This window comes from Acidovorax sp. GW823-FHT02H02, assembly GCF_058797075.1.
On record NZ_JBXAJH010000002.1, the window covers coordinates 159402 to 182535 of the forward strand.

Annotated in this window: 23 protein-coding genes; 14 read left to right on the forward strand and 9 right to left on the reverse strand. The window is 63.9% G+C overall.

Annotation, left to right across the window (positions count from 1 at the left end):
- Window positions 1–19 precede the first annotated feature (19 nt).
- Together rpsO and AC1RDS_RS02475 are read right to left on the reverse strand one after the other, a co-directional pair.
- Window positions 20–286: a 30S ribosomal protein S15 gene (rpsO, locus tag AC1RDS_RS02470; protein ID WP_034712472.1), complete on the reverse strand. Its 267-nt coding sequence runs from the start codon at window positions 284–286 to the stop codon at window positions 20–22.
- Window positions 287–398: 112 nt separating this feature from the next.
- Window positions 399–1556: a pyridoxal phosphate-dependent aminotransferase gene (locus tag AC1RDS_RS02475; protein WP_092697102.1), complete on the reverse strand. Its 1158-nt coding sequence runs from the start codon at window positions 1554–1556 to the stop codon at window positions 399–401.
- 89 nt (window positions 1557–1645) lie between these two features.
- Here AC1RDS_RS02475 and AC1RDS_RS02480 point away from each other — a divergent pair, with 89 nt between their 5' ends.
- The 8 genes from AC1RDS_RS02480 to ribD all read left to right on the forward strand — a co-directional run bounded on the left by AC1RDS_RS02480 (window position 1646) and on the right by ribD (window position 8625).
- Window positions 1646–1936 (forward strand): hypothetical protein, encoded by a 291-nt coding sequence (locus tag AC1RDS_RS02480; RefSeq protein WP_431604001.1) that lies wholly within the window; start codon window positions 1646–1648, stop codon window positions 1934–1936.
- Between the two features lie 130 nt (window positions 1937–2066).
- Window positions 2067–2648, forward strand: coding sequence for a GspH/FimT family pseudopilin (locus AC1RDS_RS02485; RefSeq protein WP_348683641.1), 582 nt, complete (start codon window positions 2067–2069; stop codon window positions 2646–2648).
- Between the two features lie 112 nt (window positions 2649–2760).
- Window positions 2761–3246: a type IV pilin protein gene (locus AC1RDS_RS02490; RefSeq protein ID WP_348683643.1), complete on the forward strand. Its 486-nt coding sequence runs from the start codon at window positions 2761–2763 to the stop codon at window positions 3244–3246.
- Complete coding sequence (locus tag AC1RDS_RS02495) at window positions 3243–3761, forward strand: GspH/FimT family pseudopilin (RefSeq protein ID WP_348683645.1); 519 nt, start codon at window positions 3243–3245, stop codon at window positions 3759–3761. The genes AC1RDS_RS02490 and AC1RDS_RS02495 overlap by 4 nt, the downstream gene beginning before the upstream one ends.
- Window positions 3755–4471, forward strand: a complete 717-nt coding sequence (locus AC1RDS_RS02500; RefSeq protein ID WP_348683647.1) for a prepilin-type N-terminal cleavage/methylation domain-containing protein — start codon at window positions 3755–3757, stop codon at window positions 4469–4471. The genes AC1RDS_RS02495 and AC1RDS_RS02500 overlap by 7 nt, the downstream gene beginning before the upstream one ends.
- The gene (locus AC1RDS_RS02505) at window positions 4471–5811 is read left to right on the forward strand and encodes a pilus assembly PilX N-terminal domain-containing protein (RefSeq protein WP_081679658.1); all 1341 of its coding nucleotides are present in this window, start codon (window positions 4471–4473) and stop codon (window positions 5809–5811) included. The genes AC1RDS_RS02500 and AC1RDS_RS02505 overlap by 1 nt, the downstream gene beginning before the upstream one ends.
- The gene (locus AC1RDS_RS02510) at window positions 5811–7394 is read left to right on the forward strand and encodes a PilV family protein (RefSeq protein WP_155885253.1); all 1584 of its coding nucleotides are present in this window, start codon (window positions 5811–5813) and stop codon (window positions 7392–7394) included. Before AC1RDS_RS02505 ends, AC1RDS_RS02510 begins: the two co-directional genes overlap by 1 nt.
- A 124-nt stretch (window positions 7395–7518) precedes the next feature.
- Window positions 7519–8625: a bifunctional diaminohydroxyphosphoribosylaminopyrimidine deaminase/5-amino-6-(5-phosphoribosylamino)uracil reductase RibD gene (ribD, locus tag AC1RDS_RS02515; RefSeq protein ID WP_287875865.1), complete on the forward strand. Its 1107-nt coding sequence runs from the start codon at window positions 7519–7521 to the stop codon at window positions 8623–8625.
- 43 nt (window positions 8626–8668) lie between these two features.
- Here the strand turns inward: ribD and selD are convergent, their stop codons facing one another.
- Window positions 8669–9733: a selenide, water dikinase SelD gene (gene selD / locus AC1RDS_RS02520; RefSeq protein WP_287875863.1), complete on the reverse strand. Its 1065-nt coding sequence runs from the start codon at window positions 9731–9733 to the stop codon at window positions 8669–8671.
- Window positions 9734–9790: 57 nt separating this feature from the next.
- Here selD and mnmH point away from each other — a divergent pair, with 57 nt between their 5' ends.
- The 3 genes from mnmH (at window position 9791) to AC1RDS_RS02535 (ending at window position 14352) form a co-directional block, all read left to right on the forward strand.
- Window positions 9791–10840, forward strand: coding sequence for a tRNA 2-selenouridine(34) synthase MnmH (gene mnmH / locus AC1RDS_RS02525; RefSeq protein WP_287875860.1), 1050 nt, complete (start codon window positions 9791–9793; stop codon window positions 10838–10840).
- A 254-nt stretch (window positions 10841–11094) separates the two neighbouring features.
- The gene (locus AC1RDS_RS02530; RefSeq protein WP_287875857.1) at window positions 11095–12297 is read left to right on the forward strand and encodes an ammonium transporter; all 1203 of its coding nucleotides are present in this window, start codon (window positions 11095–11097) and stop codon (window positions 12295–12297) included.
- 162 nt (window positions 12298–12459) lie between these two features.
- Window positions 12460–14352, forward strand: coding sequence for a phospholipase D family protein (locus AC1RDS_RS02535; protein ID WP_348683650.1), 1893 nt, complete (start codon window positions 12460–12462; stop codon window positions 14350–14352).
- A gap of 7 nt (window positions 14353–14359) precedes the next feature.
- Here the strand turns inward: AC1RDS_RS02535 and AC1RDS_RS02540 are convergent, their stop codons facing one another.
- Window positions 14360–15313 (reverse strand): tRNA dihydrouridine synthase, encoded by a 954-nt coding sequence (locus AC1RDS_RS02540; RefSeq protein WP_287875852.1) that lies wholly within the window; start codon window positions 15311–15313, stop codon window positions 14360–14362.
- Between the two features lie 393 nt (window positions 15314–15706).
- Between AC1RDS_RS02540 and AC1RDS_RS02545 the strand changes: the two genes are divergently transcribed.
- Window positions 15707–16222 carry a hypothetical protein gene (locus tag AC1RDS_RS02545; protein ID WP_092697114.1) on the forward strand — a complete coding sequence of 172 codons (516 nt, stop codon included), beginning with the start codon at window positions 15707–15709 and terminating at the stop codon, window positions 16220–16222.
- Window positions 16223–16262: 40 nt separating this feature from the next.
- Here AC1RDS_RS02545 and AC1RDS_RS02550 read toward each other — a convergent pair whose 3' ends face one another.
- From AC1RDS_RS02550 to AC1RDS_RS02560, 3 genes are all read right to left on the reverse strand, one after another.
- Window positions 16263–17411 carry a methyltransferase gene (locus tag AC1RDS_RS02550; protein WP_287875849.1) on the reverse strand — a complete coding sequence of 383 codons (1149 nt, stop codon included), beginning with the start codon at window positions 17409–17411 and terminating at the stop codon, window positions 16263–16265.
- 9 nt (window positions 17412–17420) lie between these two features.
- A complete protein-coding gene (locus AC1RDS_RS02555; protein WP_024814453.1) occupies window positions 17421–17939 on the reverse strand; it encodes a GNAT family N-acetyltransferase in 519 nt (172 codons plus the stop codon).
- A 121-nt stretch (window positions 17940–18060) separates the two neighbouring features.
- On the reverse strand, window positions 18061–18564 hold the full coding sequence (locus tag AC1RDS_RS02560) for a hypothetical protein (RefSeq protein ID WP_492226661.1): 504 nt from the start codon (window positions 18562–18564) through the stop codon (window positions 18061–18063).
- A gap of 217 nt (window positions 18565–18781) precedes the next feature.
- Here AC1RDS_RS02560 and AC1RDS_RS02565 point away from each other — a divergent pair, with 217 nt between their 5' ends.
- Both AC1RDS_RS02565 and AC1RDS_RS02570 read left to right on the forward strand, forming a co-directional pair.
- A complete protein-coding gene (locus AC1RDS_RS02565; protein ID WP_348683195.1) occupies window positions 18782–19432 on the forward strand; it encodes a response regulator in 651 nt (216 codons plus the stop codon).
- The gene (locus AC1RDS_RS02570; RefSeq protein WP_287875836.1) at window positions 19419–21269 is read left to right on the forward strand and encodes a hybrid sensor histidine kinase/response regulator; all 1851 of its coding nucleotides are present in this window, start codon (window positions 19419–19421) and stop codon (window positions 21267–21269) included. Before AC1RDS_RS02565 ends, AC1RDS_RS02570 begins: the two co-directional genes overlap by 14 nt.
- On the opposite strand, the gene AC1RDS_RS02575 is transcribed toward AC1RDS_RS02570, so the two are convergent.
- Entirely contained in the window at window positions 21241–22689 is a 1449-nt protein-coding gene (locus AC1RDS_RS02575) for a coniferyl aldehyde dehydrogenase (RefSeq protein WP_287875834.1), read from the reverse strand. The genes AC1RDS_RS02570 and AC1RDS_RS02575 overlap by 29 nt on opposite strands.
- A gap of 60 nt (window positions 22690–22749) precedes the next feature.
- Entirely contained in the window at window positions 22750–23091 is a 342-nt protein-coding gene (locus AC1RDS_RS02580) for a hypothetical protein (RefSeq protein ID WP_287875832.1), read from the reverse strand.
- Window positions 23092–23134: the final 43 nt, after the last annotated feature.

The following is a 23134-nucleotide window of genomic DNA, read 5'->3' on the forward strand; positions in this document are numbered from 1 at the left end:
TTTTGGCATGCAAATCAGATTACTTGCGCAGACCCAGCTTGGCGATCAGCGCGGTGTAGCGGTCGGCGTCCTTGGCCTTGAGGTAATCCAGCAGCTTGCGGCGACGGCTCACCATGCGCAGCAGGCCACGGCGACCATGGTGGTCCTTGGCATGCGTCTTGAAGTGGGGCATCAGTTCGTTGATGCGGGCGGTGAGCAGGGCCACTTGCACTTCTGGGCTGCCCGTATCGTTGGCAGCGCGTGCATTGGCCTTGACGACTTCGGCCTTGATGGAGGATGCGATCATTGATTTTTCCTTGATGAAGACCTGCAGCAAAGCCACAGGCCAATAGTTTTTACTTGCGCCTGCGGCTGGAACGGCCATGGGCGTGCGTCTTGCACCGTGCAAAACCTGCGGATTATAACCCGAGCCAGTTTTTGAGTCGCTCCACCCCCTGCACCAGGCGCTGCGGGTCCTTGGAGGCAAAACACCAGCGCAGCCAGCCCTGGGCCTCCTCGCCAAAGGCATTGCCGGGCGCCAGGCCCAGCCCCGCCTCGGCCACCAGGCGCTTGGCCGTGGCCAGCGAGTCGCCATGCCCAGGCAGGCGAAAGAATGCATACATCCCACCGCGTGCGCTGGCCACCTCCACGCCGGGCAGGGCCTGCAAAAGCGGCACCAGGGTGTCACGGCACTGCTTCAGGTGCGCCACCACGCGCGGCGTGATCGCGTCCGCATGCTGCAGCGCCGCAATACCAGCCCGCTGGGTGAACACGCTGGCACACGAGGTATTGAACTCGACCAGCTTGCCCATGTGGTGCGTCATGGAGGGCGGCATCACCAGCCAGCCCAGGCGCCAGCCTGTCATCAAAAAACTCTTGGAAAAACTGTGCACCACCACCAGGCGGTCCTCGGGCTCGGCCAGGTCCAGGAAACTGGGGGCACAGCCGTTGGCCGTGGGCTCGTAATACAGGCGTTCATACACCTCGTCGGCCAGGATCCAGGTGCCCGTGGTGCGGCAATGCGCCAAAATGCCTTGCTGCTCCTGCGCCGTCAGGGTCCAGCCCGTGGGGTTGTTGGGCGCGTTCACCACCAGCAATTTCGTGGCCGGCGTGATGGCGGCCAGCAATTCAGCCATGTCCAGCGCCCAGGCACCGCCCGGCTGGGGGCGCAGTGAAACACAGCGCAAATCCGCCCCCATGATCAAGGGCTGCGCCGTGAGATTGGGCCACACAGGTGTGACCGCCACCACCTCATCGCCTGCGTCCACCAACGCCTGCACCGCCAGCATCAGCGCATTGACGCCACCCGACGTGATGGCAATGCGGTCGGCACCCACCGGCCGGTGCAGCCGGCTGGTATAGGCCGCCACTTCGGCGCGCAACTCTGGCAAGCCCAGGTTGTGGGCATAAAACGTTTCCCCCCGCTGCAGCGAATCGATGGCTGCCTGGCGCACCACATCGGGCGTACCCTCGTCACTCTCGCCAAACCAGAAGGCCAGCACATCGCTGCGCCCCATGCCAGCGTTGGCCACTTCACGGATACGGGATTCTTCGAGGTTCAGCAGGGCGTGGCGCATGGCAGGATGGACGTGGAGAATGTCAAAGCCGCATCGTACGGGATGCCGGCCGCGAACCACCCGATCCACCCGACAGCCATGGAGCACGCATGTCCCTCAACCATTGCAACAAAGTCCCGCCAAGCCCCTGGGAGAGCGCCCTCCTGTGCGTCTGCATGGCACTGGGCCTGATGACCCCCTCCTTTGGCGTACAGGCAGCGTCCAAAAAGAACGCCGCAGAAACCGTCGCCAGCGAATCCGTCAAAAAGAAGGGTTCAGTGAAGGTGAAGCACCAGCGCAGCGCGTCGGAAGAAAGCACCGCCGAGCGCGACCGGCGCCTGTACCGGGAATGCAAGGGGTTGCCCAATGCAGGGGCGTGCCTGGGGTACACCCGGCGCTAAAGCACGGCCCTAAAAGCATGCTCACCACCTGAGCATGCGCAAAACCGTTGCACCACGGTAGCCAAAGACACAGTAAATCCATAGCATGCGCTGCAGGCCTCGCAACACCCCCATACAGGAAGTCGCCGCCATGCCGTTGAACCGCCAAACCACCCGCCGCCCCGCGCTTGCGGCCAGTGCCAAAACCAGCCGGCTCCAAGGCTTCAGCCTGGTAGAGGTGATGATCGTGCTCAGCATCGTGGCCATCCTCATGGGGCTGGCCGCTCCGGCATTTCAGGGGCTACAGGAATTGCGCCGCCTTGAAGGCCACGCCGCAGAGCTGGCCACAGACATCCAGCACATCCGCAGCGAGGCCGTGACCAAAAACCGGCAAATGCACCTGCGCTTTGGGTCTGACGCGGCAGGCACTTGTTATTTATTGCACAGCGGCAACACCGGCACCTGCACCTGCACCAGCGCCGGGGCCGCGCAATGCACCGACCCCGCCAACTCGCCCGTGAAAAGCGTGGGCCTGGCTTCCAGGGAGGGCGTGCGCCTGCAGGCCAATGTCACCACCATGCTGTTCGACCCGGTTCGCGGCACTACAACCCCAGCAGGATCGGTCAACCTGATCGCCGACAGCGGCAAAACCATCCGGCATGTGGTCAACATCATGGGGCGTACCAGAACCTGCTCGCCCCAGGGCAGCGTCAGCGGCTACACCACTTGCTGAAGCCAGCGGCCACCCGTCAGCCAACCAGGAAACCCGATAGGCGGCCCGGCACAATCGACCAACGGCACATTCGAAACATTTTTTTCGAAACCTTACGCGGCAAAATGGGGGCATGAAAACCTCTATCGCACCACAGGTACGTCGCCAATCCCCCAAGCCCAATGGGTTCACGCTGATCGAACTGATGATCGTCGTGGCGGTTGTGGGCATTCTTGCAGCCGTCGCTTACCCTTCGTACGCCGAATATGTCAGAAAAAGCCGCAGGTCGGATGCCATGGCAGCTATTTCCAAAGTCCAGCAGGCTCAAGAAAGATGGCGCGCTAATAACGCCAGTTATAGCGCCGACGTTAGCTCTTCGCCCACGGGCTTGAAGTTGGTATCTAACGCCACCGTAGCGTCAAGCTACAACCTCCCCTCCGGCTACTACTCAATTGGGATCAGCGGCCAGTCGGCCACCGGATACACCGTTACAGCAACGGCTATAGGCGCCCAAGCCAGTGATGCCAAGTGCACCACGCTAACTGCGACTTTGGCAAATGGCACTATTACCTATGGAAAAACTGGGACAGGTACAGTAGAAACCTGCTGGAACCAATGAAGCGCCCTATTAAAAATCCCAACGCCAAGGGATTCACACTCATTGAGTTGTTGATATCTGTGGCAATGATTGCAATCATTGCGTCTCTTGCAGCACCATCATTTACTACCATGATAGCCACGCAAAGAATCAAAGGTTTGGCAAATGAAATAATGACAGACCTATCTTTTGCAAAAATGGAGTCCGTACAGAAAAATCAATGTATTGCCGTTGATTTCAGTGCACAAGGCTACACCATAACTCAGTTGACTACATGCACCACAACGACAGGGGCAACGATTAAGACCGTCAACAACATTTCGGCCAGCAACAATTCTTTCTCCCCTTCTTCAGGCACCACCTATTTGGGAATAAAGTTTGAACCTGTCAGAACCACTGCGACCATTACCGGCACGGATCTTGTCATATCCAATACCAACGCAAGCACGCGCTCATTAAAAATAGTGGCAAACACAATGGGTCGAGCAGAAATATGCAGCCCAAGTGCAACCATCACAGGATTCAAACCATGCTAAAAAACCCGCTGAAACGCTCCAGACAGAAAGGGTTTAGTCTGGTAGAGAGCATGGTAGGCATCACGCTGGGATTATTTGTAGTGACCGGCGCTTTGGTGCTCATGTCAACTATGACAAAAAATAATCGCGACCTGATGATGGAAACCCGATTGGTTCAAGACTTGCGCACCAGCTCTGATCTGGTCGCAAGAGACATCCGCCGCGCAGGATACTGGGCAAGTGCCGCAGATGGTGTTTATGTACCACCTAGTGCAGGCAGCCCGGTGGCTGCTGCGTCCTTACCTCAAAATCCCCATCAAAATCTTATTCCTGGCAGTTGCGATACTTCAACTCTGCCAACCCCAGTCAGTTCGCCAGCATCTGGTACTGCGCTTACCGCCATGTGTTATTACATAGATGCGGGAATGTATGGCTTTAAGCTAGATGCAACGACGGGTGTTTTGTATGCGTTTGTTGCAGGCAATACCCCGCAAGCGCTCAGCGATCCCAACACCGTCAAAATTACCCAATTCAACCTGATTGCTTCACCTTTGCAAATATCCCTACCTGGCAATTGTGCAGCAGCCTCAGTTCCCAACCCACCTCAAGTGGTTGTTCGCCAATTTGAAGTGGAATTGCGTGGGCATCCACCATCAGACCCTACGTTGGTTCGCGGCGTAAGAACCAAGGCAAGAGTTCGAAATGATGCAGTCAGCGGGAGTTGCAGTTAATGAATAATCACACCAACAGGCAGATTCTTTGCATGCCTGGAAAAAATCAGCACAGATATGAACGCGGAGCAGCATCTGTTGTCGTGGTTGCATTACTTCTTCTGATCATGGCCATCGTGGTCGCTTTTGCCAATCGAACCATAATTTTTGAGCAAAAAACATCGGCCAATCAGTACCGTGCCACGCTGGCCTTCGAAGCTGCTGAAGCGGGTCTTGCATGGGCTCAGGCAATGCTCAACGAGCAAAAATATATTACTACAGCCTGTACGGAGACCACAACACCGGGTAATGAAAGATTTAAAAATCGTTATCTTAATATCCAACCAGATACCACTATAGAGTTTACATACGTTAACTCTGTCACTCCACCAGCACCCATAGCTGCTTGCATTTACAACCAAGCAGGCGGCAGCATGAATTGCAGTTGCCCTGTACGGGCAGGCCCCTACCCCAACCCACCCATACTTCCTCCTACAAATACGCCGAACACACCCAACCCCTCCGTACCCACAGCAGGCTCAGGATATAACCTACGGTTTGATATTTCTTTCGAAAGCAACACAAGAACAGGAACGGTGAACATTATTTCTCAAGGCTGCACGTTACCATCTGGCGCTGCAGCATGCGCTGGCGGCGACGCCAGTGCAACCGTCAGAGCAACCTTGGGCCAAATCTCTGGATTAGCGACTCCGCCAGCCTCACCACTTACCGCACGAGGCAATGTCAGCATTGGAAACGCCGCCCTAGGCGTCAGCAATCCAGACCCTAACACCAACGGCGTCACGATCAATTCTGGCGGCACCATAGACGCCGCAAGCGCGATAATTACCACCGTACCGGGCACACCGCCCAAAGCGACGCTGGTAGGGAATGATGCTTCTTTGCGGGATAAAACGGAGGACAACTTATTCTCCTCATTTTTTGGCATGAGCAAAGACGCATACAAGAGCTTAAGCTACGTATTACCGTGTACCGCATGCACTGATACTGATTTAATTGCCGCCTACAATGCAGGCGAAAGGCAAATCTGGGTACCAGGCTCAATGACCATCAATGCGAACTCTACAATCGGAACATCCACAGATCCTTTTGTCATGGTCGTTGACGGTGCGGTCAATATCAGTGGTGGCCCTCAAATTTCCGCCGTAATCTACTCCACCGCTGCCACCTGGAACTCCACTGGCGGTGGCAGCGCATTGTTTCGCGGCGCCATCATTTCCGAAGGCGACTACACCGGCAACGGCACCCCGAATTATTACTATGACCCAGAAGTCATGAGAAAAATTCGATCAAGTGCAAAATCATTTGCGCAAGTACCTGGCAGCTGGAGGGATTTTTAATGATTAGAATAAATAAAAGCAGCCATGGCAAGCATGGCATCACCACCCAACAGCGCGGTATCGCACTGATTGAAGCCATGGTGGCGTTGCTGATAGTTTCTCTTGGCGCACTCGGCTTGGTAGGAATGCATTTATTCCTGAACCGCAATGCCGACGTCGCCAAGCAACGCAGCGAGGCAGCCAGGCTGGCGCAGGCCCAGATGGAAGAAATGCGCGTTTACAGGACCATAGGAACAAGTTCTGATGCATTGTTCTGGACAAATATCATTAAAAATGACACAAGCGCTGCCCCTGTAACAACCGGTACGGCCAGCAATCCATACACCTCCAATACGACTTACGCTCTACAGCGCAGCGTCCCTGCTTCAGACCCGTCCGCCGGCAAATACAAGGAAGTTCAGGTACGGGTCACTTGGCTGGACCGCAGCGGTGAAAATCAAGCTATTGTTTTTAGAAGCGTGATGAATGGAGTTGATCCGTCCACCGCGGTATCGCTATCGCTTGTCCCCAACGGTTCCAATGTGCGCGACACCTTGGGTCGTAACGTGAGCATCCCCATTCCATCGAAAAATCTTGGCGATGGCACCAGCGTTTTCAAACCCCGCTCGGACGGTGCTACCGCCATTGTTTTTGACAACACTACCGGATTGATCAAAAAAATATGCAACAGAATAACATCAACAACACGGACCGCACAAATCACACTTTCAGATGTCGCCAGTTGCGATTCCCAAACCGGCTACTTGTTAAGCGGTTATATACGTTTTAAGGATGGAAGTTTCAACACCAATTTCGATCCAGTGAGTGCCAATGATCCCGTACCAACCAAAACTACTTGGGAGGTTGGCATGACCATGAATGATGTTGCGCCAGCGACCGGAAAACAAGGTTTGCTGTCCCTTTTGGCAAAAACTTCACCTGCCTGGACGAGCAACATTTCTAAAAATAAATACTCGACCCTACCCACCTGTTTTGCCGAACCATTAAAAACCATATCATTCACGGCATCGGTCAACTACAGCTTCACCAATGATGGCGCTACAACCTCCTCGACGAGCACCAAGGTCTATTTAACCGTGCCGGTGGGAACTGAATTAACACCAGCAGCCATTGCCGAACACACTACATACCCGCAAACCGCCATTTCAAATATCGTCGATCAGAACGAGCGCTTTATTGGTTACTCTTGTATTATTTATCCTATTGACTTGGACAACAATCCATTAACAGCAAATGCATGGACCGGCTTAACCAAGTTGATCGTCACAGGTACAGACACAGCTGCCAGCGCCTCTATAGGCACTACTTACAAGGTATGCCGATTCAGCGCAGACTACAACCTTAACGGCTATGTTTGGACGCCAGCAACACCATTACCTGACACAGCAACCACTGAGAGTGTCGATAAAATTGACAACGAGGAGCATCCCTATGCCTACCTCAATGTGCAAAGATCTCTCAGTAATCAGAATTTTCTGGTGATTGCTGGAAATCAAAATTGCCCATCGGGTTCCGCTGTCGAGGTGAATGGCACTGGCAGTGAGGTTTATACAGACACCACGACCGTATTGCACCAACCTTAATTATAAAAAGCGAGCAGCTGATTGCGTGCGCACCCCAGACTTGACCCTGCGTGGCGCACGCAACACAAAAATCATCGTTACAAAATGCCAAGGCCCATAGCGCCTGCATTACCATCACCGCGCAATGACTACACCAGCGCACTTCACCTCCCAAGCGCTTGGGCTCGCCGCCCAGGCGCTTTTTCTTTCCAACCCCAACCCCCGCGTGGGCTGCGTGCTGGTGGCGCCCGATGGCCGGGTGATTGGCCAGGGTTTCACCCAGCAGGCCGGTGGCCCGCACGCTGAAGTGGTGGCGCTGCGCGATGCGGCGGCTGCCGGGCAGGATGTGCGGGGCGCCACGGCCTACGTCACGCTGGAACCTTGCGCCCACCAGGGCCGCACGGGGCCTTGCTGCGACGCGCTGGTGGTGGCGGGCATTGGCAAGGTGGTGGCCTCCATTGCCGACCCCAACCCCCTGGTGGCCGGCCAGGGTTTTGCGCGGCTACGCGCTGCGGGCGTGGCGGTGGAGGTGGGGCCGGGTGCAGCCGAGTCGCGCGAACTCAACATCGGGTTTTTCAGCCGCATGGTGCGGGGCATACCCTGGGTACGCCTCAAGGCGGCGGCGTCACTCGACGGCACCACGGCATTGCACAACGGCACCAGCCAGTGGATCACCTCACCCTCTGCGCGCGCCGATGGCCATGCCTGGCGCGCGCGGGCCTGCGCGGTGCTCACAGGCATTGGCACGGTGCTGGACGACAACCCGCGCCTGAATGTGCGCGAGGTGCCAACCCCACGCCAGCCGCATGTGGTGGTGGTGGACAGCCAGTTGCAAACCCCGCCGGATGCGCGCCTTTTCATGGCCGGCCGCACTTGCATGATCTACGCAGCCACCCAGAATGATGGCAAAAAGGCCGCACTGGAAGCGCGTGGCGCCACGGTGGTTTATTTACCCAACCCACAAGGCAAAGTGAGCTTGCCCGCCATGCTGCGCGACCTGGCCCGGCGCGGCGTGAACGAGCTGCATGTGGAAGCCGGCAACAAGCTCAATGGCTCGTTCGTGCGCGAAGGGCTGGTGGACGAGATGCTGGTGTACCTGGCGCCCACCTTGCTGGGACCAGGCCTGGGCATGGCCCATGTAGGTCCGTTCGATACCTTGGCGCAAGGCCTGGCCATGGATTTCACTTCGGTAGAGCGGGTGGGGCCGGACATCCGCCTCGTGGCCCGCGTGCGCGGGCGCGACGCTTTTTAAGCGTAGCGGTGCAGGGCCTTGGGGCCTGCACCGCCTGCCCGGCTCACCGGCAAACCAGCTGGCTGCCCTGCCCTGGCGCCCGCACCTGCATGCCACCGATGGCGGCAGCCGCTGCAAAGCCGGCCTGATGAAAAGTGTCGAGCACGCGCGCCAGCGCATCAGGGCTGCAGCTCACCAGCAGGCCGCCGCTGGTCTGGGGGTCGGTCAGCAGGTGGCGCTGCCATTCGGGTGCACCGGGCGCCCAGGCCACATCGGCGCCATAGGCGGCCCCGTTGCGTGCCGAGGCCCCCGTGACCACGCCCTCGGCCGCAAACCGCGCCGCGGCCTCAATGATCGGCACCTGGGCCAGCTCCACCTGGGCTGAAAGCCCCGAGCCCCGGCACACCTCCAGCAGGTGGCCTGCCAAGCCGAAACCGGTGACATCGGTCATGGCGTGCACGCCATCCAGCGCACCCAGGGCAATGCCCACCCGGTTGAGCTGTGTGGTGTAGCGCAGCATGTCGGCGTAGCCGGCAGCATCCAGCAGGCCTTTTTTCAGTGCCGCCGAGAGAATGCCCACCCCCAGCGGCTTGCCCAGCACCAGCACATCGCCCGCCTGCGCGTCGGCATTGCGGCGCACGCGCTGCGGGTGCACCAGGCCCAAACCCACCAGGCCATAGATGGGTTCGAGCACGTCGATCGAATGCCCGCCCGCGATGGGGATGCCGGCGTCGCGGCACACGGCGGCTCCGCCTTCCAGCACACGGCCAATCACTTCGGGCGGCAGCTGGGCAATGGGCATGCCCACCAGGGCCAGCGCCATGATGGGTGTGCCGCCCATGGCGTAGATGTCGGACAGCGCATTGGTGGCGGCAATGCGGCCAAAGTCATAGGGGTCGTCAACGATGGGGGTGAAGAAATCGGTGGTGGCCACCAGCGCCTGGCTATCGTTCAGGCGGTAAACGGCCGCATCGTCGCTGGTTTCGGTACCCACCAGCAGTTCGGGCGGGACGATGCCCTGCGGTGCGCGTGCCAAAATCTCCTGCAGCAGGCCCGGCGCTATCTTGCAACCGCAACCGCCGCCGTGCGAGAACTGGGTAAGACGAATGGGTTTTGAATCAACAGTCATGGTGCGCGCGATTGTGCCAGCCGGCCGCCGGCCCGCGCGGGGCAAGGGCCTGGCGCCATGAGCCACCGCGGTCCCGTGCGCGTGGCGGATCGCCATGCATTTCACACCCTGATCGATGCGCGCTCGCCCGCCGAATACGCACTCGACCATATTCCCGGCGCCATCAACTGCCCGGTGCTCGACGATGACGAGCGCCGCATCGTCGGCACCATCTACAAGCAGCAAGGCGCCTTTGAGGCGCGGCGCGTGGGCGGCGCCATGGTGGCAGCCAACCTGGCGCGGCATTTGCAAACGCAGTTTGCCGACCAGCCCGCCAGCTGGAAACCCCTGGTGTACTGCTGGCGCGGCGGCATGCGCAGCGGCTCGATGGTGACCTGGCTGCGCCTGGTGGGCTGGGACGCCCAGCAGCTGGCCGGTGGCTACAAGGCGTGGCGCCGCCATGTGATAGACCGGCTGGCCGAACTGGCGCCGCAGCTGCCCCTGCGTGTGATCTGCGGCCCCACCGGCAGCGCCAAGACGCGCGTGCTGCAGGCCCTGGCCGCGCGCGGCGCGCAGGTGCTCGATCTGGAGGCCTGCGCCCGCCACCGGGGATCGGTGCTGGGCGCCTGGCCGGGGGTGGAGCAGCCCTCGCAAACCGCCTTCGAGACCACCCTGCTGCATGCACTGGAGCCCCTGGATCTGCAGCGCACCATCTATGTCGAGGCCGAAAGCAGCAAGATCGGCCGCCTGGCGGTGCCCCAGCCCCTGGTGCAGCGGTTGCGCGCCAGCCCCTGCATCGAGATCGCCGCCAGTGTGCCGGCGCGGCTGGATTTTCTGCTGCGCGACTACGCCAACCTGGGCGACGACCCGGTCCTGCTGGCCCGCCAGCTGGGTTTGCTCAAGGAGTTGCACGGCAAGCAGGTGATTGCACGCTGGCAGGACTGGGCCGCAGCAGGTGCGCTGGCCCCGCTGTTTGCCGAGCTGGTGGCCTTGCACTACGACCCGCTCTATGCCCGCTCGCAAAGCACGCACCTGCACCAGTGGGCCACGCGGCACAGCCTGGCCAGCGACGATCTTTCTGCGGCCGGCATTGATGCCCTGGCCGAGCAGCTGCTGGCGCTGGGTTGACTTCCCCGGCACCGGGCTGTGCTACAGCCTCCACTGGCCATCAAAAAAGATCGCCTTTCGCGCTTGCCAGTAAAGCGCCATAGCCATTTTTCATCATTGTTTTTGCGCTTGCCTCAAGCAATGCCCCATGATGGGGCGAACCGGCGGTGCACCTCCATGGTTTTTTTGGCGCGTTTATTGCTTAATTTTGGTGCAAGTCTGGCGCCTGCGTCCGGATTGCACCAGAACAGATCAATTCAGAGCACGAGGAAGTTATGAATGCACACCAACAGGGCGGCGATGCCTTGTTCATATTGCTGGGCGCCATCATGGTGCTGGCCATGCACGCCGGTTTTGCGTTTCTGGAGCTAGGCACCGTGCGCAAAAAGAACCAGGTCAATGCCCTGGTCAAGATCCTGGTGGATTTTTCGGTGTCCACGGTGGTGTATTTCTTGGTGGGCTACGGCGTGGCCTATGGCACGCATTTCTTGGTGGGCGCGGAGACGCTGGCCCAGCAAAACGGCTTTGCACTGGTGAAGTTCTTTTTCCTGCTCACCTTCGCGGCGGCGATTCCGGCCATTGTGTCGGGCGGCATTGCAGAGCGTGCCAAGTTCTGGCCCCAACTGCTGGCAACAGCCGCCATCGTTGGCTTTGTGTACCCGTTTTTTGAAGGTATCGCCTGGAACGAGCATTTCGGCATCCAGGCTGGCATTGCCGCCCTGACCGGCGCCGCCTTCCATGACTTTGCCGGCTCGGTGGTGGTGCACGCCGTGGGTGGCTGGATTGCCCTGCCCGCCGTTCTGCTGCTGGGGTCACGCGCCAACCGCTACCGCAAGGATGGCGCCATCTCGGCCCATCCACCCTCCAACATCCCTTTTCTGGCGCTGGGTGCGTGGGTGCTGGTGGTGGGTTGGTTTGGTTTCAATGTGATGAGCGCGCAAACGCTGGACAAGCTGTCGGGGCTGGTAGCGGTCAACTCGCTGATGGCCATGGTGGGCGGCACGCTGGCCGCGCTGGTGCTGGGCAAGAACGACCCCGGCTTCGTGCACAACGGCCCGCTGGCCGGCCTGGTGGCTGTTTGCGCGGGTTCCGACCTGATGCACCCGCTGGGTGCGCTGGTGGTGGGCGGCGTGGCCGGCAGCATCTTTGTGGTGATGTTCACCCTCACCCAGAACCGCTGGAAGATCGACGATGTGCTGGGCGTGTGGCCCCTGCACGGGCTGTGCGGCACCTGGGGCGGCATTGCCGCAGGCATTTTCGGCAGCAAGGCCTTGGGTGGGCTGGGCGGTGTCAGCCTGTGGGCGCAACTCATGGGAACGGCCATGGGCGTGGTGTGGGCGCTGCTGGGCGGTGCACTGGTGTATGGTGTGCTGAAGGCCACGCTGGGCCTGCGGTTATCGCAGGAAGAGGAGTTCGACGGTGCCGACCTGTCGATCCACAAGATCAGCGCAACGCCGGACCGCGAAGTGAGCTGGTAAGCCTGCAGCCGCCAGGGCCCGGATGCGCCGTGCCCCGAGAGCTTGGTTTGGTGTGTTGAAACGACGGCGCCACGTCTGACATCCACCGGGCGCGCGGCCCGCTACGCTGGGGCGCACCCCGTTGGGAGTGCCCGCCACCGATTCACGCCGCTACGCCCGCCCATGACCCTCGCCCTTGTTTTCGGTTTTCTTCCCGCGCTGCTGCGCCGGCACCTGCCGCCATGGTGGGCTGCCCTGCTCATTCTTGCGCTGAGCGGTTGCGCCGAATTGCCCAAGAATGTGCAGCGCCCTGTTTCCACGGCGCTCGAAGCCACCGCCGGCACCGCACTGGCCACGCTGGTGAACGAGCGCCGCGCTGCGGCAAATGCGCGCTTTGAATCAGGCTTTGTGCTGCTGGCCGGCCCCCAGGCGGCCTATGGCAGCCGCCTGGCCCTGGTGGAAGCGGCGCAGAAAACGCTGGACCTGCAGTACTACGCCATCCACGCCGACGCCAGCACCGAGCGGCTGCTGCTGGGTGTGATCGCCGCCGCCCGGCGCGGCGTGCGCGTGCGCGTGCTGCTGGACGACTTTCACAGCACCGGAAAAGACGCACAGGTGATGCGCCTGGCCTTCGAACCCAATATCGAAATGCGCATGTTCAACCCGGTGGCGGGCGCCCGCAACTCCACCGTGTGGCGCATGGTCAGTGCCTTGGGCGATTTTTCGCGGGTGCAGCAGCGCATGCACAACAAGCTCTTCATCGCCGACAACACCATGGGCGTGGCCGGCGGGCGCAACCTGGGCGATGCCTATTTCGGCCACGACACATCGGGCAACTTTGTCGACCTCGATGTGCTGGCGGCCGGCCCCATCGTGCAGGATCTGTCGCGCAGCTTCGACAGCTACTGGAACAACGAGCGCGCTTACCCTGTGCAGTCGCTGATCACGCCCAAAGAGCTGGACGCCCTGCGCTCGTCGCTGGCCACCACCGACCAGGAGCCAGGCACCCACGCCGGACCTACCCCGGTGCGCGCGGCCGCCTCCAGCCCGTTGGCCGCGGCTTCCACCCCGGTGGCACCCGACGCCGACACGGCCGCCAGCCAGGCCCGGCGCAGCCGGGTCTGGGACCAGCAGCCGCTCGACTTGAAGGCCGCACGCTTGGTGTGGGCCCCCGCCGTGGTGCTGGTGGACAAGCCAGCCAAGATTCCGGCCGAGTCCTCCGCCGCCATTCAGCCGCTGTTGCCCCAGCCCGCCACGCCCTCGCCGGGCATCACGGTGGCGAAGGCGGTGGCCCAGCAGCGCAACGCCAAAGCCCCCCGCCCCGGCAATGCCGCCGATGCGCCCGCCGGCGATGTCGCAGGCGCAGCACAGAGTGCTTCGGCTGACGATCTGGACGGCGGGGAAGACACGGTGGTGGACGGCCTGCTGCAGCTCATGGGCCAGGCCCGCAGCGACCTGCTCATCGTTTCACCCTATTTCGTGCCCGGGCCCGAGATCACCGCCGCCTTTGCCGCAGCGCGGGCCCGGGGCGTGCGGGTGCGTGTGCTGACCAATTCGCTGGCGTCGAATGACGCGCCCATCGCCCATGTCGGCTACGCGCGCCACCGCAAGGCGCTGCTGGCCATGGGCGTCGAGCTGTACGAGATGCACAGCGAGGCTACCGACCTGCGCCGGGCCTTCAGCGCCACGGGCGGCAGTGGTGGCAGTGGTGGCAGTGGTGGCAGTGGTGGCAGCACCGGGTCTTCGCGCGCCATGCTCCACTCCAAGCTGCTGATCATGGACAACCGGCTGCTGGCCGTTGGCTCCATGAACCTGGACATGCGCTCGCAAAAGCACAACACCGAGATCGCGCTGCTGATCCGCAGCACCATGCTGGCACGCCAGGCCGGCACCAGCATCGAGCAGGCGCTGCGCACGGCCGCATGGCAAGTGGAGCAGCAGGCCGGCGGTGGCCTGGTCTGGCGGGCGCCGCAAGGCAGCAAGCTGCCGGACGCCACCGCCGATCCCGACACCAGCCTGCCGCTGCGGCTGATCCTGTGGCTGCTGGGGCCGCTGGCCCCCGACCATCTGCTGTAGCCCGGCCTCAAGGCTGCAAGCCAGCCACCCAGGCGGTGATGGCGCGCTGATCGGTCATGGTGCGCACCTGCTGAAAGGCCTGCTCGGCCTGCGGGTAGCGGCGGCGCAGCAGATTGAGCCATTGCTTGAGCCGGCCGGCCCGCTGGCGTGGCTCCAGGTCGTTGCACACCAGTTGCCAGAACGCTGCCAGCTGCGGCAGCAATGCCGGCCACTCCACCGGGTCGGTGCCGGACTGGCCCCGGTCTGCAGCGCGGATGGCGCGGGCCAGGCCGGGGTCGGCCACCATGCCACGGCCCAGCATGAGGGCGTCGCAGCCCGACACCGCGCGGCAGCGCTGTGCATCGGCCACGGTCCAGATCTCGCCATTGGCCACCACGGGGATGTGCACGGCCGCGCGGATGGCCGGAATCTGCTCCCAGTAAGCGGGCGGGCGGTAGCCATCGGCCTTGGTGCGCGCGTGCACCACCAGCTCGCTGGCGCCACCGGCTTGCATGGCCTGCGCACACTCGCGCGCCAGGCTCGCATCGTTGAAGCCCAGGCGCATCTTGGCCGACACCGGCAGGTGGGCCGGCACGGCGCGGCGCACGGCGGCCACCAGCGTGGCAATGCGCTCGGGCTCCTGCAGCAGCGCCGCGCCGCCGCCGTGGCGGTTGACCACTTTGGCCGGGCAGCCAAAGTTCAGGTCGATCCCCTCGGGCCCCAGCGCGGCCAGGTGGGCCGCGTTGTCGGCCATGCACGCCGGGTCGGAGCCGAGCAGCTGCGCGCGCACCGGCACGCCCGCCAGCGTGCGCCCGCCATGGCGCAGCTCGGGCAGGTAGCGCAGAAACACCTTGTCGGGCAGCACGGTGCCGGTGACGCGGATGAACTCGGACACGCAGCGGTCCACGCCGCCCACGCGGGTCAGTACATCGCGCAGCACAAAATCCAGAAGCCCCTCCATGGGGGCGAGCAGCAGGGTCATGGGACGATCCACCCGCCAGGGCGGGTCGGAGGATTTTCAGAGGAAATTGACAGCAAAACAGGCCATTGCGCCTATGTAGAAAGCGTCAAAAGCTACTATAAATATAGCAAAGCAACACCCCGCCGAAGGCCGCGGCAGAGCCCGCCATTGTGCGGCAGCCCGGCGCGGAGCCCGGCCGGCCGGCCATGCCGGGCACTAGGCACTAGGCACTAGGCACTAGGCACTAGGCACTAGGCACTAGGCACTAGGCACTGGGCACTGGGCACTGGGCACTGGGCACTGGGCACTGGGCACTGGGCACTGGGCACTGGGCACTGGGCACTGGGCAGGTCATGACAGCGTCATCGCGCGCTGCTGGAATGCGTGCACTCCCCTTCCGTGATCCGCGCGCCCATGTTGCTCCAACGAACCGAAAAAGCCCGCCGTGAACTCTCGCCCGGCGTTCGCACCCTGAGCCTGCGTGAACGCTCGCTGCTGTTGCTGGCGGACGGCAGGCCCCTGGCCGAACTGCAGGCCATGTACAACGGAATCGGCGCGCAGATGGTGGAGCACCTGCTGCACGAGGGCTACCTCACCGATCTGGCCACCACCGACGCCACAGGCACTGCCGCCCCCGCGCCACCAGCGCCCCCCGAGCCGACCGAAGCCCTGCGCTCCCTGGCGGGCACGCGCATGTACCTGTTCGATCTGTCCGAGCGCCTGTTTGCCCGCCGCGACCCCGATCTGGCCCGCGCCTACCACGCGGCCCTGCGCGCAGCGCGCGACCGCCAGAGCATGCTGGAAGTGGGCGAATCCCTGATCGCCGAGGTGGCCAAGGTGGCCGGTCAGGAGCGCGCCCACGGCATCCGCGAACGCCTGGAGCAGCTGCAGCCGCCAGAACGCGCGCTGTCGGCCGCCATGAGCGACTGAGCGGGCAGCGCAGCCCCGTCACCCCATCGGTTGGGATCGATCAGGCCGCCGCCAGACGCCACAGGGAGGTGACTTCCGCCGCGCGGGCCGCGTGCAGGGCATCGCTCGCGTCGACCGCCTTGGCGTGGCGCGGGCGCATGTCCGCGCGGCCCAGCACCTGCAGGCCGGCCGCGGCGATCCAGCCCAGCAGCTGTTCGCGCGAGCGCAAGCCCAGGTGCTCGGCCAGGTCCGACAGAATCAGCCAGCCCTCGCCGCCAGGCTCCAGGTGATCGGCCAGCCCCGCCAGAAAGCCCCGCAGCATGCGGCTACCCTCGTCGTACACGGCATGTTCAATGGGCGAGCTGGGGCGTGCAGGCACCCACGGCGGATTGCACACCACCAGCGGTGCGCGCCCGGCGGGGAACAGGTCCACCGGCTGCAGCTCGACCTGCGGCAGCACGCCCAGGCGCTGCAGGTTGTCACGGGCACAGGCCAGCGCGCGCGGCGCGTTCTCGGTGGCCACCACGCGCTGCACGCCGCGGCGCACCAGCAGGGCCGACAGCACGCCCGTGCCCACGCCGATGTCAAAGGCCAGCGCCTTGGACGGCAGGGTTGCGGCTGCCACCAGGTCCACATATTCGCCGCGCACGGGCGAAAACACCCCGTAATGCGGATGGATGCGGTTGTTCGGCGCGGCGCCCAGCGCGGGCACCTCCACGCCCTTCTTGCGCCACTCGTGCGCTCCCACCAGGCCCAGCAGCTCGCGCAGCGAGGCCACCGAGCGCTCGCCCGTAGCCGGACCCCAGGCTTCGGTGCAAGGCTGGCGCAGGTCGGGCGCACGGCGCAGCGCAATGCCGTAATCACCCTCCAGCGGGATCAGCAAGGCCGACAGCACGCGTGCGCGCTGGGCCTGCGCCTGGCGGTGCAGGTGAAACACCTCGGCCGCCGTGGCTGCCGCTATCTTCTGGGCGGCCTTGGCCGTCGCCTTGGGTGGCTTGCGGTCCACCCGCCGCATGAGGGCCTGCAGCAGCATGCGGGCGTTCTGGAAGTCGCCCTGCCACAGCAGGCCGGTGCCTTCACAGGCGAGCCGATAGGCCGTGTCGGCAGGCAGCGTGTCATCGGCCACCACCACGCGGCGCGGTGCAGCCGCCCCGCTTTCGGAGCGCCAGCGGGCTTCGTGGGTCTGGCCCGAGTCGCTCCAGGAGATCATGGGATGGCCTTAGTTGATGGGGCGCTTGAGGCGCACTTCCTCGATCTTCACGCCGCCCACCACGGCCGTCTTGGCGGTGGAGAGTTCGCGCTTGAAGCCGGCCATTTCATGGAAGCGGATGGCGCGTTCGTTGCGCAGGGGCACCCATGCGGTCACGTTGGTGCAGCCTTCTTCGTGCAGGCCGTCGCGGGCAGCGTCCCACAAGGCCAGGCCTACGCCCTGGTTCCAATGGGTGGGCGCCGCGTAGATGGCCCAGATTTCACCGGTGGTGGGGCGGGATTTTTCATCGCGCGAGCGGTCATAGCCGACAAAACCGACGATCTTTTCACCATCGATGGCGACCTGCACCTGGGGTTCGCAATACTCGATGGCCTCGCGCCAGTAGGCTTGGCGCTTTTCGACCGACATGGATTTCAACTGCTCGTCTGGCACCAGACCTTTGTAAGCCTCTTGGGCGGATACGGTGTGGATCTGTGCAATGGCTTTGGCATCGCGAAGCGTGGCGGGACGAACCTGGATACTGGACATGGAAAAACCGAACGAAAACAGGGAGTGGAAAAACAAAAAGGACCGGCATTGTCGCCGAAACGCTTTTTCACCCTGCACCGCCGGTTAATCCGGGGGCCCGCACAGGCCCCTGCACCCGCCCTCAGGCAAGCGCCAGCGCAGCCGCGCGCGCACCCTGCGCCAGGGCCCGCTTGTTGCGCGGACGCGGCACTTTCACGGCCGGCGGCACCCCGTTGATGGCGCCCAGGCCCAGCACCAGCGTCACACTGAGCGAGGCGTCCTCGCGTTCATCCGGTGCGTAGGGGCGATAGCTGCCGTTGCCGGGGCCATGGCTGCGCTGCACGGCATGGAACACCATGCGTGCTCCCTCGCGGCTGGTACCCAGGGGCACCACGCGCAAACGCGCGCCGTGATCGAGGGTCAGGCCCATGTGGCCGGGCCGGTTGATCAGGTCGGTGCGGATGGCGCGCCAGGTCTGCCCGTCGTCCAGCGAAAACTGCCAGGTGCCCGCCTGCGTATCCAGGTATTCAATGACCACGCCGACCGATGGAAGCAGATGGGGGCAGTTTTCCTGGACCAGCCGGGCAACGGTGTTGCCCCCCACGCCAGCACCCGCAACCGTTGCCACGGCGCGCGGCTGGGCCATGTGTGGGTGGGTTGCGGAAGCTCCGGCGGCAAAATGCAAAGCACTGGCACTCATGATGAACCTCTTTTTGGACAACCAGGACAGGATCGGTGGTACGTTGCGGCCCAGCTGCGAGCCCTCACAACGCCTGGACCAAAGTCTAGAAAGCGCACGCCGGTGCGTCCATCGCACAAATGGACTAGGCCCACGCCCGGGCGTTGTGCGCAATACTCGCCACATGCCCGCCAGCCTGCTGCTTGTTGACGACCACACCCTGTTTCGCACCGGGCTGCGCCTGATCGTGCAGGACCATCCCGCGGTGGCCTGCATTTCCGAGGCCGGCACGGTGGCCGAGGCCTGCGCGCTGCAGCTGGACGACGCGGACCTGGTGCTGCTGGATATCCAGATGCCCGGCATGAGCGGCCTGGACGGCCTGCGCCTGTTGCGCCAGGCCTGCCCCCGGGCGCGCATCGTGCTGGTATCCGCCAGCGTGGCACCCGACGCCGTGTACGAGGCCCGCATGCGCGGCGCCGACGGCTTCCTGCCCAAGTCGGCCAGCGGCGAGGACATTCTGGAGGCGATCACCTGCGCCCTGTCGGGCGCGCCCTGCTTCCCCCCCAACAGCGGCAACGCCGCCACCACCCGTGCCCCGGCCGCGCCCTCGCTGACGGCACGCCAGCTCGATGTGCTCGCGCTGCTGTGCACCGGCAAGCCCAACAAGGTGATTGCGCGCGACCTGGGGCTGAGCGAGAACACGGTGCGCGTGCATGTGGCCGCCATCTTTGCGCAGCTGGGCGTCAACAGCCGCAGCGCAGCCTTGCTGGCGGCGCAGCGGCTGGGCCTGTCGCTGCCGCCACTGCAGACGCTGCCTGACCATGACGCCGGCTGAAGCGCTGGGCATCGCGTTGCGCTGGCCCTGGCCGTCGCTGCGCTGGGAGCGCGATGATGTCCTGCGCGAGCAGGTCGCATTGCTGCGGCAGAACTTTCCCATGACCCTGCTGGCCTCGCTGGCCACGGCACTGGGCACCCTGTGGGTAATGGGCGGCGGGGTCGACGGGCAGGCGCTCGCCGCCTGGCTGGTCTCGCACCTGCTGGTGGTGGCGGGGGTCTATCTCGCGCTGCGCAGCATGGACCCAACCCACGCACCGGCCCGCCCGTCGGCCTACAAGCTGATGGCCTGCATGGCCTGCATGGGGCTGAGCTGGGGCAGCCTGGGCCTGGTGGTGATGCAATGGGGCAACGCCGACAGCGTGATCTATGCGATCGGCATCATCAGCACGGTGTCATCCGGCGCCCTGGGGCTGGGGGCGCCGCTGTACCGCGCCTACCTCACCTACCTGAGCTGCGCCATCGGCGGCGTGCTGCTGGCCATTGCCATGGCGGGCGGGCCGGTGCTGTGGCCGGCGCTGGTTCTCACGCTGGTGTACTACGGCCTGACCTGCATGCAGGCCAGCACCACCGACACGGCCACCCGCCGCAGCATTGCCCTGAAGCTGGAAAACGTGCGCCTGGTGGGCGAGTTGCGTGCCGAATCCCAGCGCGCCCTGGCGGCCCAGAAGACTGCCGAAAAGGCCGACCGCGACAAATCCCGCTTCCTGGCGGCAGCCAGCCACGACCTGCGCCAGCCCCTGCATGCCATGGGCCTGTTTCTGGAGAGCCTGCAGCGCAGCCCCCTGAACGAGCACCAGCAGACGGTGCTGGACCATGCCCATGCCGCATCCAGCGCCGCGGCAGAAATGCTCACCACCTTGCTCGACTACTCACGGCTGGAGGCGGGTGTGGTCAAGGTACGCCCGGCGGCATTTGCCGTGCAGCCCCTGCTCACGGCCCTGGAGCAGGAGTTTGGCGTGCAGGCCGACAACGCGCGCCTCGTGTACCGCACGCGCGAGACTTCGGCGGCCGTCCACGCCGACCGCGCGCTGGTCGGCCTGGTGATGCGCAACTTCATCTCCAATGCGCTGCGCTACACCGCCCGGGGCGGCGTGCTGATTGCATGCCGCCGGCGCGGCCAGCGCGTGGCCCTGGAGGTGTGGGACACCGGGGTCGGCATTCCCCAGCACCAGTGGGATGACATTTTTCAGGAGTTCCTCCAGCTCGACAATCCGGAACGCGACCGGCGCAAGGGACTGGGTCTGGGCCTGGCCATCGTGCACCGGCTGGTGCGCGAGATGGGCACCACGGTCGAGCTGCACTCGCAGCCGGGCCGGGGCTCGGTGTTTCGCCTCTGGCTGGATGCGTGGGACGGCGCACTGGAAGATGAAGCCGCGCCACCACCCGACGACCACAGCCTGGAGGGCCTGCATGTGCTGGCCATCGACGACGACGAAGCGGTGCTCCTGGGCATGCAGTCGCTGCTGCAAAGCTGGGGCTGCCGCTGCACCGTGGCCGGATCGGGGGCGGAAGCGCTCGCGCGCCTGGGCGAACGCCGGCCGGATCTCATCATCACGGACTTCCGGCTGCGCCACGAGGAAACCGGCAAGCAGGTGCTGCAGGCCCTGCGCACCCGTCTGGGCATTGCGGTGCCGGCCATCATCATGACGGGCGACACTTCGCCCCAGCGCCTGCGCGATGCGCAAAGCACCTCGGCGCTGCTATTGCACAAGCCCGTGTCCACCGGCCAGCTGCGCGAGGCCATGGTGCAGCTGCTGGCCCAGGGCCAGGAGCGCCCCGCCACCCGAGGCACATTGACAGCGGCGCTTACAGCCAGCGGCGCAACAGCCCCATGATGCGGTCGAACCGCGGGCCGTACGGCGGATAGAGCAGCGAACCCATGGCCCAGCGCGACTGCACCAGCACCGACTTCTGGTGGCAAAAGCGCAGGAAACCCTGCTCGCCGTGGTAGGCGCCCCAGCCGCTGTCGCCCACGCCGCCAAAGGGCAGGTTGTCGTGGGCGAAGTGCATGAGCGTGTCGTTCACCGTGACACCGCCACTCACGGTACGGCGCAGCACATCGCGCTGCACCGCTTCACTGCGGCCAAACCAGTACAGCGCCAGTGGGCGGGGCCCCGCATTGATGTGGGTGATGGCATCGTCCAGCCGGTCGTACGAGATCACGGGCAGGATGGGGCCAAAAATCTCCTCCTGCATCAGGCCCATGCCCGACGTGGCGCCAAACACCAGCGAGGGCGCCATCTGGCGGCTGGCCCCGTCGCCCAGTGTGCCCACGGTGGCGGCCACAGGCTTGCCTGCGGTGGGATCGATGGTGTGCACCTCTGCGCCCTGCGTCTGGGCCTGCTGCAGCAGGGTGCGCAGCCGCGCATAGTAGCGCGGCGTGATGATGGAGGCGTAATCGGGGTTGCCCTCGATGCTGGGAAACAGGCGCGCCACCGCGGCCTGGTAGGCCTGCAAAAACTCGGCCTCGCGCCCGCGGGGCAGCAGCACGTAATCGGGGGCAATGCAGGTCTGGCCCGCATTGAGCAGCTTGCCGTGGGCAATCTTGAGCGCGGCGTCCTGCATGTCGCAATCGGCGTCCACGATGCACGGCGACTTGCCCCCCAACTCCAGCGAGGTGGGCGTCAGGTTCTGCGCTGCCGCCTGCGCCACCTTGCGCCCCACCGCGGTGGAGCCAGTGAACACCAGGTGATCAAACGGCAGTGAGGCCACCAGTTGCGCCGTGGCCGCATCGCCCTGTACCACGCAAAACTCATCCGCCGCAAAGAACTGCGCCACCAGCAGGGCCAGCTGTGCCGATGTGTGAGGCGTGAGCTCGCTGGGCTTGAGCATGACGCGGTTGCCCGCCGCCAGCGCCGTGATGGCGGGCGCCAGCGCCAGTTGCACGGGGTAGTTCCAGGGAGAAATCACACCCACCACGCCCAGGGGCTGGCGCGCGACCCAGCCCCGCGCAGGCTGCAAAAAGAAGGGCGTGCGCACCCTCTGGGGTTTCATCCAGCGCGCCAGGTAGCGCAAGGTGTGCGACAGCAAGGTGCGCAGCACGAAAAAATCGGCCATCTCGGTCAACCGCGGCGAGCGCATGCCGAAGTCGGCCTGCACGGCGGCGACCAGCACGGGGCCGTGCTCGTCGAGCATCTTCTGCATGCGCAGCAAGCGCTCGCGGCGGACCAGCAGGGGCACGTCAATGTGCTCGCGGCTGGCCTGGTGTTGCAGATTGAATTGGGCGCGGATGTCGTCAGGTGTCATGGCAGCCATCATAGAAGACGGCCCCCCTGCCTGAAACGTAAGAACCTGTGCCTTGCCAGCTTGCCGGCTTTACCGCAAATCGGCTGGTTCGCGCGGTTCGCGCGGCTCCACGTCCACCACCTCGCCGGCCCCCGGCAGCACGCCCGCGCGGCGCGAGGGCGTACCGGCAGCGGGCGCGGTGGACCAGCGCTCGGTGGAGCGGTACACCGTGCGCCAACCCGTGCGCGGGTCCACCCGCATGGTCCAGGGCACAACGGGCCGGCCGGTAAGGCGCGCCCAGACCGCCCGCAGCCCCCACGCCAGTGCGAGCACCAGCACAGCGGCCAGCAGGCTCAGAAACATCACCAGCCCGGCCACCACCACCACGGCCCGGATGAGCCAGCGGGTCAGGCCCACCACAAAATCATTCAAACAACCTCCTCAGGCATCCACCAGTTCTTTGCATTCAATAGGC

Coding starts and splice junctions, on each gene's coding strand:
- AC1RDS_RS02555 (WP_024814453.1), bottom strand. CDS start 17,939: ATGTCCAGTATCCAGGTTCGTCCCGCCACGCTTCGCGATGCCAAAGCC.
- AC1RDS_RS02510 (WP_155885253.1), top strand. CDS start 5,811: ATGATTAGAATAAATAAAAGCAGCCATGGCAAGCATGGCATCACCACC.
- AC1RDS_RS02535 (WP_348683650.1), top strand. CDS start 12,460: ATGACCCTCGCCCTTGTTTTCGGTTTTCTTCCCGCGCTGCTGCGCCGG.
- AC1RDS_RS02530 (WP_287875857.1), top strand. CDS start 11,095: ATGAATGCACACCAACAGGGCGGCGATGCCTTGTTCATATTGCTGGGC.
- AC1RDS_RS02490 (WP_348683643.1), top strand. CDS start 2,761: ATGAAAACCTCTATCGCACCACAGGTACGTCGCCAATCCCCCAAGCCC.
- AC1RDS_RS02545 (WP_092697114.1), top strand. CDS start 15,707: ATGTTGCTCCAACGAACCGAAAAAGCCCGCCGTGAACTCTCGCCCGGC.
- AC1RDS_RS02550 (WP_287875849.1), bottom strand. CDS start 17,411: ATGATCTCCTGGAGCGACTCGGGCCAGACCCACGAAGCCCGCTGGCGC.
- AC1RDS_RS02575 (WP_287875834.1), bottom strand. CDS start 22,689: ATGGCTGCCATGACACCTGACGACATCCGCGCCCAATTCAATCTGCAA.
- AC1RDS_RS02475 (WP_092697102.1), bottom strand. CDS start 1,556: ATGCGCCACGCCCTGCTGAACCTCGAAGAATCCCGTATCCGTGAAGTG.
- AC1RDS_RS02485 (WP_348683641.1), top strand. CDS start 2,067: ATGCCGTTGAACCGCCAAACCACCCGCCGCCCCGCGCTTGCGGCCAGT.
- AC1RDS_RS02560 (WP_492226661.1), bottom strand. CDS start 18,564: ATGGCCCAGCCGCGCGCCGTGGCAACGGTTGCGGGTGCTGGCGTGGGG.
- AC1RDS_RS02570 (WP_287875836.1), top strand. CDS start 19,419: ATGACGCCGGCTGAAGCGCTGGGCATCGCGTTGCGCTGGCCCTGGCCG.
- AC1RDS_RS02505 (WP_081679658.1), top strand. CDS start 4,471: ATGAATAATCACACCAACAGGCAGATTCTTTGCATGCCTGGAAAAAAT.
- AC1RDS_RS02480 (WP_431604001.1), top strand. CDS start 1,646: ATGTCCCTCAACCATTGCAACAAAGTCCCGCCAAGCCCCTGGGAGAGC.
- AC1RDS_RS02540 (WP_287875852.1), bottom strand. CDS start 15,313: ATGACCCTGCTGCTCGCCCCCATGGAGGGGCTTCTGGATTTTGTGCTG.
- ribD (WP_287875865.1), top strand. CDS start 7,519: ATGACTACACCAGCGCACTTCACCTCCCAAGCGCTTGGGCTCGCCGCC.
- AC1RDS_RS02500 (WP_348683647.1), top strand. CDS start 3,755: ATGCTAAAAAACCCGCTGAAACGCTCCAGACAGAAAGGGTTTAGTCTG.
- rpsO (WP_034712472.1), bottom strand. CDS start 286: ATGATCGCATCCTCCATCAAGGCCGAAGTCGTCAAGGCCAATGCACGC.
- selD (WP_287875863.1), bottom strand. CDS start 9,733: ATGACTGTTGATTCAAAACCCATTCGTCTTACCCAGTTCTCGCACGGC.
- AC1RDS_RS02495 (WP_348683645.1), top strand. CDS start 3,243: ATGAAGCGCCCTATTAAAAATCCCAACGCCAAGGGATTCACACTCATT.
- AC1RDS_RS02565 (WP_348683195.1), top strand. CDS start 18,782: ATGCCCGCCAGCCTGCTGCTTGTTGACGACCACACCCTGTTTCGCACC.
- mnmH (WP_287875860.1), top strand. CDS start 9,791: ATGAGCCACCGCGGTCCCGTGCGCGTGGCGGATCGCCATGCATTTCAC.